10 protein-coding genes are annotated in these 12,024 nt (G+C 55.4%); 5 read left to right on the top strand and 5 right to left on the bottom strand.

From position 1 onward, the window contains the following. Positions 1-33: 33 nt before the first annotated feature. From AB8W27_RS00380 to kbl, 4 genes are all read right to left on the bottom strand, one after another. The gene (locus AB8W27_RS00380) at positions 34-1,293 is read right to left on the bottom strand and encodes an O-antigen ligase (protein WP_041924063.1); all 1,260 of its coding nucleotides are present in this window, start codon (positions 1,291-1,293) and stop codon (positions 34-36) included. 69 nt (positions 1,294-1,362) lie between these two features. Next, positions 1,363-2,943, bottom strand: a complete 1,581-nt coding sequence (locus tag AB8W27_RS00375; RefSeq protein ID WP_041924064.1) for a phosphoethanolamine transferase — start codon at positions 2,941-2,943, stop codon at positions 1,363-1,365. Positions 2,944-3,167: 224 nt separating this feature from the next. Further along, on the bottom strand, positions 3,168-4,193 hold the full coding sequence (gene tdh / locus AB8W27_RS00370) for an L-threonine 3-dehydrogenase (protein ID WP_015742942.1): 1,026 nt from the start codon (positions 4,191-4,193) through the stop codon (positions 3,168-3,170). Between the two features lie 9 nt (positions 4,194-4,202). Further along, positions 4,203-5,399, bottom strand: a complete 1,197-nt coding sequence (gene kbl, locus AB8W27_RS00365) for a glycine C-acetyltransferase (RefSeq protein ID WP_015742943.1) — start codon at positions 5,397-5,399, stop codon at positions 4,203-4,205. Between the two features lie 228 nt (positions 5,400-5,627). On the opposite strand from kbl, the gene rfaD reads away from it, so the two are divergent. From rfaD to AB8W27_RS00340, 5 genes are read left to right on the top strand one after another with little or no spacing between them, the layout of a single operon-like run. Further along, the gene (gene rfaD / locus AB8W27_RS00360) at positions 5,628-6,560 is read left to right on the top strand and encodes an ADP-glyceromanno-heptose 6-epimerase (RefSeq protein WP_015742944.1); all 933 of its coding nucleotides are present in this window, start codon (positions 5,628-5,630) and stop codon (positions 6,558-6,560) included. Between the two features lie 12 nt (positions 6,561-6,572). Continuing rightward, positions 6,573-7,619, top strand: a complete 1,047-nt coding sequence (gene rfaF, locus AB8W27_RS00355; protein ID WP_015742945.1) for an ADP-heptose--LPS heptosyltransferase RfaF — start codon at positions 6,573-6,575, stop codon at positions 7,617-7,619. A gap of 3 nt (positions 7,620-7,622) precedes the next feature. Next, positions 7,623-8,624, top strand: a complete 1,002-nt coding sequence (rfaC, locus tag AB8W27_RS00350; protein WP_015742946.1) for a lipopolysaccharide heptosyltransferase RfaC — start codon at positions 7,623-7,625, stop codon at positions 8,622-8,624. Beyond that, positions 8,617-9,720, top strand: coding sequence for a putative lipopolysaccharide heptosyltransferase III (gene rfaQ / locus AB8W27_RS00345; RefSeq protein ID WP_041924065.1), 1,104 nt, complete (start codon positions 8,617-8,619; stop codon positions 9,718-9,720). Before rfaC ends, rfaQ begins: the two co-directional genes overlap by 8 nt. Continuing rightward, positions 9,717-10,826 (top strand): glycosyltransferase family 4 protein, encoded by a 1,110-nt coding sequence (locus AB8W27_RS00340; protein WP_015742948.1) that lies wholly within the window; start codon positions 9,717-9,719, stop codon positions 10,824-10,826. The genes rfaQ and AB8W27_RS00340 overlap by 4 nt, the downstream gene beginning before the upstream one ends. Here the strand turns inward: AB8W27_RS00340 and AB8W27_RS00335 are convergent. Continuing rightward, the gene (locus tag AB8W27_RS00335; RefSeq protein WP_041924066.1) at positions 10,805-11,911 is read right to left on the bottom strand and encodes a glycosyltransferase family 4 protein; all 1,107 of its coding nucleotides are present in this window, start codon (positions 11,909-11,911) and stop codon (positions 10,805-10,807) included. The two genes, AB8W27_RS00340 and AB8W27_RS00335, sit on opposite strands and share 22 nt — an antisense overlap. Positions 11,912-12,024 lie beyond the last annotated feature (113 nt).

Here is a 12,024-nt window from a genome sequence, read left to right as displayed (position 1 = left end):
AATACTCTTTTCCCGATGACGTTGCAAAAAAGCCTACTTAACAACATCCTGGTGTCTGTTCTGCTCCAGAAAGACGATAGACATAATAAGCGTCAGCATCCAGGCGATGGGAGTTGTTTTCGAATAAAACATCACGCCGCTGATGCCAAACATAATGATTGAGGCCAGGAACGCACAGAGGATAATACTATTTAGCTTCCTGAAGGCGTAACAGAACAACGCAACAATAAAGGCAAAATAGAGCAACAAACCTGATGGGCCTTTCAGCGATAAAGTTTCTACCACTTCATTATGCAAGTGGCCTTTCATAAAAAGTAAGGCTCCACGCAACCCTGGCTCTTTCTTTACGGTTGCAGCAATAATTTCATTACGCTGATCGGTTGATTGCCACAAAAAGTTATTCTTCGCAGCCTCCAGCCCTGTTTGCCACATAGCCAAACGCGCTCCGACTGAGGTTAGTGTAATATTTCTGTCGTAGGCGGCAATATCGCTATTAAAATCATTATAACGTTTAGCAATGTCTTCCTTCATCATGAAAATACCCACGATTAAGGCAAGAACAAATGCGATGATACCCTTCCAGGGAATATGTTTTTCTTTATAAAGTTTGATAGCTAACAGCACAAGGAAAATAAGAGGATAAGCTATAATTGCCGCACGAGTACCGGTCGCCACCAGCATCAAAAAGGTCACGAAAAAATGCCCTAAAATGAGTGATTCTTTCCACTTATGCTGACTGTGCTGGAGAACATTAATAATATAAAAGGAGAGGAATGCTATTGTATAAGCCGCACCCGTGGCATCGGCGCCACCCGCGAGAGAAAGCGTTACGCGTCCGGTACCAAGGAATATGGCCTGATAACCAACATATACGCCCATCATCAGTTGCAGAAGGATAGCCAGCAGAGCATGAATTTTGTTATTGCCGATACGCAAATTTCGATGATTAACAAAAGCATAGATGCAGAATGCACCCGCCACACATATTTTCCCAACCTCAAGATAAGCGCGGTAGGAGTTAATCGCCGGACTGGTATCTACTTTAAACAGACGGTACCATACCAGATCGCAAATACCGATAATTAACAAAACAGCACAGAGCCAAAAGGCGTCATTTTTTTTGAAATTTTTGATATCGATAATAAATGCGATCAGTGCTATTCCGCCTGCCAGGCTGAAAATTTTTGCAGAAAAATTTGGCGATATAACGACGCAACCAAATGCAATTGCACATAAGCCGAATAACAACTGCATCAAACCAATATGGAGCTTCTCAAATTTATTCGTGGTCATCATCATTCCATTTACTACTGCAAACAAAACACTCTAGCATATGATTAAAAAACCATTAAGGCTGCTGTGTTAATGAAGATGACGCCATTCATACACATTGCCCGTGGTATCCATAACCGCGACATCCTTATTATACTGCGACAGCCAGGACGACAATGAGTTTGTCGCCTCGCCTTCTCGATGGATACCCAGCCACAACTCGGCAAGCGTATTCACATCATCCGTTGACCACATCCTGTTGTAATCCCCTGTCCGCTTATCTTTCTCTGCGACCCGCTGAGCATACCAGATGAACATCGGGACCTGTAGCGCTTCGCGAGGCGGTCTGGCACCGCCATGCGAATACACCACGGCGCGGGATGGATCGCGGATCAGGGCGTGATCGGAGAAATAAAGAACGGAAGAGCGGCTGTCGCCCAGCGCGCGGAAGACCTGGCCCATGATGGCATCGGTAAAACGCACGGAATTATCGTAACAGTCATCGGCTTTATTAGCGCTGTTGAGAAGAGTCTGATTTGCAGGAAAACGCCGACACGCAGGTTCATGGCTACCGTACAAGTGTAAAACAATCAGTTTTTTACCAGGTTTTTTTATTGCCTCGTTCAGGAGCGGCAACAGGGCATCATCATAGCCCTCCTCTACCCACGTGCTCTGATGGGCATTCAGGGCGATGGCAGTAATAATATTATTATGCGCGCCGCCTTTACCCTGACGGCTGAACCAGTAGGTGTCGTAACCCGCTTTGTTGGCGATATTAATCACGTTATCGCCATATTTACGCGGATCCCGCGCCCTTACGGTATCCGCCGTCAATGCCATCGGCACCGCCATAATAGTGACCGGGGCCGGAGCCACCGCGTTGCGAAACAGCAGAAGCTGATTTTTTTGGGCATCCAGTTCCGGGGTGGTATCACGCCCATAGCCGTAAATGCCCATATTTTTCGTGCGTTCAGATTCGCCTACAATGAGCACGTAATTTTCAATCCCGGTGTCTGAAACGGCGATTTTGTAATCAGGAATATTATTACCCACGCTCGCCACCACGGCATTATCTTCCGCCGCCTGCATAAACACTTTGGCGGTGCTGACCGGCGTTGATTGCATAAAACGCTGCGCCAGGCTTTCAACATTACTTTTACGGATTTGATGTAGCCATGCCTGCGTAAAGAAGCCGAAGAGTGTCAGGCAAAGAAGAATCACAGGCCAGCGCCTGAAGCGGGGAGATACTGGCCATGCGCCGCTATTCGCCGTAAAAATAAACAACGCCGAGAGCGCCACAAATAACAGGCCGTCACGCCAGTAAAGGCCGAGCATCGATCTCGCCTCATCCGGCGTGGTATTAAGTACACTTAAGGCAAATCCATAACTGAATGCTGAATTAAAGTTGGTCCATGCATACAGCTGAAGCGTCACGTCCGCCGCGACCGGCACTAAAAAAACCACCGCCAGCAGGTTTCTGAACCCTTTGTTATTAACAGCTTTTATCGCAAACACCAGCAAAACAAAAACCAGCGCCCGGTTAATTACCGTATTATATTTTTCATTTAAAACATTAGCATAGATAACGATTAGCAACGAAATAATCAACGGTACGACGCTCGAAATACGAAAACCGTATTTCGCAGACTTTTGTTCTAACAGAATAGACATGGTAATCCGAACAGTATTTTACATCTTTCCTGACGATACCCTTATCACCGGGCAAAAGAAGACCTTCTCTCTTTCAAATAAAAGAGAACCAGGTATCGGCGTGATACTGGGTGTAAAAAAGAGGCGTTATTAAAATTTGGGCAGACGGTAACAACTCGTCTTTATAAAGTCAAACCACTGAAGATAATAGTGGCGCCCGAATAATCAGGCGCCGCAGTTAACGGTTAATCCCAGCTCAGGATCACCTTCCCGGACTGACCGGAACGCATGGCGTCGAAGCCTTTCTGGAAATCGTCGATGGTAAAGCGATGCGTGATAATCGGCGACAGATCGAGGCCGGACTGGATCAGGGCCGCCATTTTGTACCAGGTTTCAAACATCTCGCGGCCATAAATGCCTTTGATGAAGAGCCCTTTAAAAATGACTTTGTTCCAGTCGATAGACATATCGGATGGCGGAATGCCAAGCATCGCGATACGCCCGCCGTGGTTCATGGTATCCAGCATGGTGCGAAACGCCGGCGGCGCGCCGGACATCTCCAGCCCCACGTCAAAGCCTTCCGTCATGCCCAGCTCGTTCATCACCTCCTGAAGGCTTTCATTCGCGACGTTCACCGCGCGGGTCACGCCCATCTTGCGCGCCAGCGATAAACGATAGTCGTTCACGTCGGTAATCACGACGTTACGCGCGCCGACGTGTTTCGCCACCGCTGCCGCCATGATGCCAATCGGGCCTGCGCCTGAAACCAGCACATCTTCGCCAACCAGATCAAACGAAAGCGCCGTGTGTACGGCATTGCCGAACGGGTCGAAGATAGAAGCCAGATCGTCGGAAATGTTATCCGGGATTTTGAACGCGTTGAAAGCCGGGATCACCAGATATTCGGCGAAACAGCCCGGGCGGTTGACGCCCACACCGACGGTGTTGCGGCACAGATGCGTGCGCCCGCCGCGGCAGTTACGGCAGTGGCCGCAGGTAATGTGGCCTTCGCCGCTGACGCGGTCGCCGATTTTAAAGCCTTTCACTTCCTGGCCGATGCCGACCACTTCGCCGACATATTCATGCCCGACGACCATCGGTACCGGAATGGTCTTCTGCGACCATTCATCCCAGTTATAAATATGCACATCGGTGCCGCAAATCGCGGTTTTGCGAATTTTGATCAGCAGATCGTTATGGCCCACTTCCGGCTCCGGCACATCGGTCATCCAGATGCCTTCTGCCGGTTTCAGTTTTGATAATGCTTTCATTCCACGCCCTCAGGCAATCACGCCTAACTGTTTACCGATGCGGGTAAACGCATCGACCGCACGTTCAATTTGTTCAGGAGTATGCGCCGCCGACATCTGGGTGCGAATACGCGCCTGGCCTTTTGGCACCACCGGATAGAAGAAGCCGGTCACGTAAATGCCCTCTTTTTGCAGCTCGCGGGCGAATGCCTGCGCGACAACCGCATCGCCCAGCATCACCGGGATGATGGCGTGATCGGCGCCTGCCAGCGTAAAGCCCGCCTTTGTCATTTTCTCGCGGAACAGACGCGCGTTGGACCACAGACGCGCGCGCAGCTCAGCACCGGACTCCACCATCTCCAGCACTTTGATGGACGCCGCGACAATGGCCGGCGCCAGCGAGTTAGAGAAGAGATACGGACGCGAACGCTGACGCAGCCACTCGACAACTTCTTTACGCGCTGCGGTATAGCCGCCGGACGCGCCGCCAAGCGCTTTGCCCAGCGTACCGGTGATGATGTCCACGCGGCCCATCACGTCACAATATTCATGCGAACCGCGCCCGTTTTCGCCGACAAAGCCGACCGCGTGGGAGTCATCCACCATCACCAGCGCATCATATTTATCCGCCAGATCGCACACGCCCTTCAGGTTGGCGATCACGCCATCCATGGAGAACACGCCGTCTGTCGCGATAAGAATATGGCGCGCGCCCGCTTCACGGGCTTCTTGCAGGCGCGCTTCCAGCTCCTGCATGTCGTTATTGGCGTAACGGAAACGCTTTGCTTTACACAGGCGCACGCCATCAATGATGGAAGCGTGGTTCAGGGCATCAGAGATAATCGCGTCTTCCGCGCCGAGCAATGTTTCAAACAGCCCGCCGTTGGCGTCAAAGCAGGAAGAGTAAAGAATGGCGTCTTCCATACCGAGGAAGGCGGCCAGCTTGTTTTCAAGCACCTTGTGGCTGTCCTGGGTGCCGCAGATGAAGCGCACTGACGCCATGCCGAAGCCGTGGGTGTCCATGCCCTGCTTCGCCGCGGCGATAAGCTCAGGGTGGTTCGCCAGACCGAGATAGTTGTTGGCGCAAAAGTTGATCACGTGGCTGCCGTCTGCCACCTGGATATCCGCCTGCTGGGCGGAGGTGATGATTCGTTCTTCCTTAAACAAGCCTTCGGCGCGCGCCGTTTCTAAATCGGCGGAAAGCTGTTGGTAAAAATCCCCTCGCATTGCATTTCTCCAGACATGAGCCAGTTCGGCACATATTATTACCCAAAGCTATGGACAGAGACGAGATGACGAAGCACCGATTCTTTATTTTGCAGCATAAATCACGCGAGACGGGCAAACTTGCTGCGGCTGAAACGGCCAATGGCTGTAGGGCAACCAATGTGATGGTATGATTGATACTATTCACGCCGGAGATTTTTCCCGGCTCACATTCTGAAGGACAGGCTTATGATTATCGTTACCGGCGGCGCGGGTTTTATCGGCAGCAACATTGTTAAGGCTCTGAACGACATCGGCTATACCGACATTCTGGTGGTGGACAACCTGAAAGACGGCACCAAATTCGTCAATCTGGTGGATCTGAATATCGCCGATTACATGGATAAAGAAGATTTTCAGGTACAGATCATGTCCGGCGAAGAGTTCGGCGAGATTGAAGCCGTGTTCCACGAAGGCGCTTGCTCCTCCACCACCGAGTGGGATGGCAAGTACATGATGGAAAACAACTATCAGTACTCCAAAGAGCTGCTGCACTACTGCCTGGAGCGTGAAATCCCGTTCCTGTACGCCTCTTCCGCCGCCACCTACGGCGGTCGCACTTCTGACTTCATCGAATCACGCGAATATGAGAAGCCGCTGAACGTGTACGGCTATTCGAAATTCCTGTTCGATGAATATGTTCGCCAGATCCTGCCGGAAGCGAACTCGCAGATCACCGGCTTCCGCTACTTTAACGTCTACGGCCCGCGTGAAGGCCACAAAGGCAGCATGGCGAGCGTGGCGTTCCACCTCAACACCCAGTTGAACGACGGCGAAAGCCCGAAACTGTTTGAAGGCAGCGATAACTTCAAACGCGACTTCATCTACGTGGGCGACGTGGCCGCGGTGAACCTGTGGTTCTGGCAGAACGGCGTATCCGGCATTTTCAACTGCGGCACCGGCCGTGCGGAGTCGTTCCAGGCCGTGGCGGATGCCGCGCTGGCTTTCCATAAAAAAGGCAGCATTGAGTACATCCCGTTCCCGGAAAAACTCAAAGGCCGCTATCAGGCGTTCACCCAGGCCGATCTCACTAACCTGCGCGCGGCGGGCTACGACAAGCCGTTTAAAACCGTTGCCGAAGGGGTTTCAGAGTATATGGCCTGGCTGAACCGCGACGCATAAGCAGGCTGATGCATGAAAATACTGGTGATCGGCCCGTCATGGGTGGGCGACATGATGATGTCGCAAAGTCTCTATCGCACGCTCCGGGCCCGCTATCCGCAGGCGGTGATTGACGTGATGGCGCCCGCGTGGTGCCGTCCGCTGCTGTCGCGCATGCCGGAGGTGAATGAGGCGATCCCCATGCCGCTCGGCCACGGCGCGCTGGGGCTTGGCGAGCGCCGCCGCCTGGGCCACAGCCTGCGCGAGCGTCGCTACGATCGCGCATATGTCCTGCCGAACTCGTTTAAATCGGCGCTGGTGCCGTTTTTTGCGGGCATACCACACCGTACCGGCTGGCGCGGCGAGATGCGCTACGGCCTGTTAAATGATGTTCGCGTGCTGGATAAACAGGCGTGGCCGCTGATGGTCGAGCGCTATGTCGCGCTGGCCTACGATAAGGGCGTGATGCAGTCGGCGAAAGATTTGCCGCAACCCTTACTCTGGCCGCAACTGCTGGTGACGGACGCGGAAAAAAGCCAGACCTGCGCGCAGTTCGCGCTTTCCGCCGAGCGTCCGATAGTCGGATTCTGCCCTGGCGCGGAGTTCGGCCCGGCGAAACGCTGGCCGCATTATCACTATGCAGAGCTTGCAAAACAGCTGATTGACGAAGGTTATCAGGTGGCGCTGTTCGGCTCGGCGAAAGATCACGAAGCGGGCAATGAAATCCTCGCCGCGCTGAATGTTGAACAGCAGGCGTGGTGCCGCAATCTGGCGGGTGAGACCCAGCTTGAGCAGGCCGTGGTGCTGATTGCCGCCTGTAAAGCAGTGGTGACGAATGATTCCGGCCTGATGCACGTGGCCGCCGCGCTTGATCGCCCGCTGGTGGCGCTGTACGGGCCGAGCAGCCCGGATTTCACGCCGCCGCTGTCGCATAAGGCGAAAGTCATTCGTCTTATCACTGGCTACCATAAAGTCCGTAAAGGCGACGCCGCCGAAGGCTATCACCAGAGTCTCATCGACATTACGCCCGCGCGCGTACTGGAAACGCTCAACGAACTGCTGCTGAACGAGGAAGCCTGACGGATGCGGGTGCTTGTTGTGAAAACCTCTTCGATGGGCGACGTGCTTCACACGCTGCCCGCCTTAACCGACGCCATGCAGGCGATGCCGGATATCCGTTTCGACTGGGTGGTGGAAGAAGGCTTCGCGCAGATCCCGTCATGGCACCCGGCGGTTGAGCGCATACTGCCGGTGGCTATCCGCCGCTGGCGTAAGGCGTGGTTTTCCGCGCAGGTCAAAGCCGAGCGGCGCGCGTTTCACGACGCGCTGCGGGCCGTAAATTATGACGCGGTGATCGACGCACAGGGGCTGGTCAAAAGCGCCGCCCTGGTGACGCGTCTGGCGCGCGGCGTTAAGCATGGCATGGACTGGCAGACGGCGCGCGAACCGCTCGCGAGCCTTTTCTATAATCGCCGTCACCATATTGCGAAAGCGCAGCACGCCGTGGAGCGCACCCGCGAACTCTTCGCGAAAAGCCTGGGCTATGCAAAACCCGCCGCGCAGGGCGATTACGCCATCGCACAGCACTTTGTGCGCCAGCCTGCGGATGACACTGGGCGTTATGTGGTATTCCTGCACGCCACCACGCGCGATGAAAAACACTGGCCGGAAGCGCACTGGCGCGAGCTTATCGCGCTGCTGGGCCCGAGCGGGCTGCAGATCCGCCTGCCGTGGGGCGCGCCGCACGAAGAAGCGCGGGCGAAAAGGCTTGCCGACGGTTTCGATTATGTTCAGGTGCTCCCGCGTCTGACGCTGGAACAGGTCGCCCACCAGCTGGCTGGCGCACAGTTTGTGGTGTCAGTAGATACCGGTCTGAGCCATCTGACGGCGGCGCTCGATCGTCCAAACTTCACGCTCTATGGCCCCACGGATCCAGGGCTGATTGGGGGGTATGGGAAGAATCAGGTTGTCTGTCGTCCGACAAATTCTGAAAGCCTCGCCGACCTGCCCGCCGCCACCGTTTTCGAATCATTGCATCCCTGGCTTTACGGGGAAACTTCCGTTTCAGAGAGTGCCCATGCCTGACTTATTCACGCCTGAACGTCCGCCGAAGCGGGTTCTGATTATTAAGTTGCGCCACCATGGCGACGTACTGCTGACCTCACCTTGCTTTACGGTGCTGAAAAAAGCGTACCCGCAGGCGGAGGTGGATGCGCTGGTTTATGACGACACCCAGGCGATGCTGACCAGCCATCCGCATATCGACCAGGTGCATACTATTGGTCGCCACTGGCGCAAGCAGGGCCTGCTTAAACAGTTTCGGCTTTACCGCGGGCTGGTGAAAACCCTTAAAGCCCGCCAGTATGACGTGCTGATTAACCTCACCGAGCACTGGCACGGCGCTCGTCTGGCACGCCTGCTGAAACCACGCGTGTCCGTTGGTTTTCGCCCTGACAAACGCAGCGGTTTCGCGCGCCGCCGCTGGGTAAAATCATTTACCACGCTCTATCCGGCGATTCAGGACAACACGCGTCATATGGTGGAAGTGAACCTCGACGCGCTGCGTCGTATCGGCATTCACCCGGCTACCAGCGATGATAAACGCACCTTGTTCGTACCCGGCGATGAAGCCGAGGCGTTTATTCAGGAGAAACTGGCCGCGTTCGGCCTGAAGAGCGGCGACTACATTCTGGTGCACCCCACTTCGCGCTGGATGTTTAAATCCTGGGATATCCGCGCGCTGGCGGCTACCGTCGATGCGCTCGCGAGCCGTGGACTGCCCGTTATTCTCTCCGCCGCACCTTCACGCGAAGAAACAGAGTATATGGATAAACTCCGCGCTGCGCTGACGCAGCCGGTATTCGATCTGAGCGGCCAGTTGAATCTGAAGCAGCTTGGCGCGCTGATGAAACACGCCAGGATTTACTTCGGCGTGGATTCAATGCCGATGCATCTGGCGAGCGCCGTCGGTACGCCAACCGTGGCGATTTTCGGGCCGACCGGCGCCATCAAATGGTCGCCCTGGGGCGTATCGCATCGCGTTATCACCGCCGGCTTTACCTGTCAGCCCTGCGGTAAAGCAGGCTGCGGCGACAGTGGCGTCTCTGACTGCATCACTGCCATTACACCTCAACAGGTGCTGAGCGCTATTGATACTCTGCTGCTGGAAACGCCCGCATGAAGCTGGCAATCGTGAGGCAGACTTGGAATCCTAACGGCGGTGCGGAGCGTTTTGTCTCGCGCGCGCTGAATGTGCTGTCGCAAAGCGGCGATCTGGATGTCACGCTGATTGCCCGCCAGTGGGAGAGCGGTACGGGCTGGCAAACGCTGACGGTCGATCCGCCTTTTCGCAACCGAAAAGCGCGTGAGGCGGGTTTTGCCGCCGCCGCCGCCGCACAGTTTGCAGCATTTGATATTGTGCAAAGTCACGAGCGCATCCCTGGCGCCACGATTTTCCGCGCCGGCGACGGCGTACACGCCGCCTGGCTTGAGCAGTACCATCGCATCCAGTCGCCCCTTGCGCGTTGGGCGCAGTCTTTCAGCGCATATCACCGCTACATTCTCAAGGCAGAGCGCGAGATGTTTATGCATCCGACGCTGCGCAAAGTGATTTGTAACTCCAGAATGGTGCGCGATGATATTGCCCGCCGCTTCGGGCTGGCGGATCATCAACTGACAGTGATTTATAACGGCGTTGATACGTCTGTTTTCCACCCATCAGTACGTGAGCACTCACTACGCAGCGAGCTTGGTGTTCCGGCCAATGCCCCGGTACTCGCCTATGTCGGTTCTGGCTTTGCCCGTAAAGGCGTCGCAGTGGCGCTGAAAGCGATTGTTGACCATCCGTCCGTCTGGCTGCTGGTGGCCGGGCGTGATAAACACGCGCGGCGTTTCGAAGCGCTGGCGCACAAGCTTGGCGTCGCGGATCGCGTAAAATTTCTCGGCCCGGTCGCAGATATCAAAAGGGTGTACGGTAGCGCCGATGCGCTGATTTTACCGACACTCTACGATCCATTTCCGAATGTGTGTGTGGAAGCGCTCGCCTGCGGCCTGCCGTTATTAACCAGCTACGGCTGCGGGGCGGCGGAATGGGTGCAGGAAGGCGAGAATGGCTGGGTGCGCGATGCGCTTGATGCGCCCGGCTACAGTGAGGCGATTGGCCAGTGGCTGGCAGGGCGCGCCGCCGGGAAAGATTATAGCCGCGCGGCGCGACGCACCGCAGAGCCCTGGACGCTGGAAAGAATGGCCCAGGAGCTCAATGCGCTTTACCGTGAACTGCTGGCCTGACGGCTGGCGTTGCGGAACACGTGTTCCATCGCATCCAGCATACAGTCACGCGTGAAATGGCTGCACAGGTAATCATAACCCTGCTGTGCCAGCCGTTCGCGCAGCGCGGCATTGTCATAGAGCCGCATAATGGCACCCTTCAAAGCCTGAACATCCCGCTGACCGACTAACAGCCCGGTCTGATTATCAATTACGGCATCCGCCGTACCGCCCGCGTCAGTGGCGATAGTCGCAACGCGCGACGCCAGCGACTGCAGCACGCCCTGCGGCACACCTTCCATATCATGCGACGGGCTCAGCGCGACATCGAACGCCGGAAACCACCTCTGCGGATTGCTCTGATGCCCGGCCATTACCACGCGAGTCTCCAGCCCCAGCGTGAGAATCTCCTGCTCCAGCGCGGCGCGGTGCGGCCCTTCGCCAACAATCGCCAGACGGATACGCGGATTATCAATTTGCGCTAGCGCCTGCAACAACACGCTGTGTCCTTTATTCGGGCGCAGATGAGAAACCACGCCAAGCCAGAAATCCTCTTCGCTTAATCCGCAATGCTGGCGCGCCGCGTTTTTATCGCCCGGCTTAAAGCGTGAAGTGTCTACACCGCTTGGCACAGACGTACTGTGAGAAAGCGGTACGCCAATGTCTTCAAGCTGATGGCGCAGCGCTTCGCCCGTCGTCACCACATGCGCGCAGGCGGTGCCGAACAACCAGCGTGTACCGCGGTTGTTGCGCGGCTTACCAGAGGCGTGACGGGTACGTACCAGCGGCGGAGGGTTACGCAGCGTTGCGCAGGCCAGCGCCACAAGCCAGGTATCTACAGAATTATGACTATTGATAACATCAATGTGTCCCGCCTCGTGTTTCAGCCAGGCGCGCAGGCGCAGCAGATTTGGGATTTTTTTGCGCCGGATGGGCAGATTGACCACCTTCAGGCCTGCGTCCCGCGCCAGCGTATTCAGCGGTACGTCTTCCGGGCAGACGATAGTGACCTGATGGCCGCGCGCCAGCATGCCGAGAGATTCGTTAATAATACGCAGCGGCTGACCACCTTTCCCGCCGTCCGCTTCGGTATGAACGATATGCATAATCTTCCTGTTATTGACCGGCCTGTGCGGCGACAATTATACCTTTGGCTTTATTAATGGTTCGCACTTTTTATTCCGCCACTGAAGTCGTTTGCGCCTCGCAATGGCAGCCT

The sequence above is a fragment of the Cronobacter turicensis genome, assembly GCF_041222865.1.
GTDB classification, from domain to species: Bacteria; Pseudomonadota; Gammaproteobacteria; order Enterobacterales; family Enterobacteriaceae; genus Cronobacter; species Cronobacter turicensis.
Note: the sequence above shows the minus strand (reverse complement) of the source record. Positions and strands in the feature narration are given on the sequence as shown.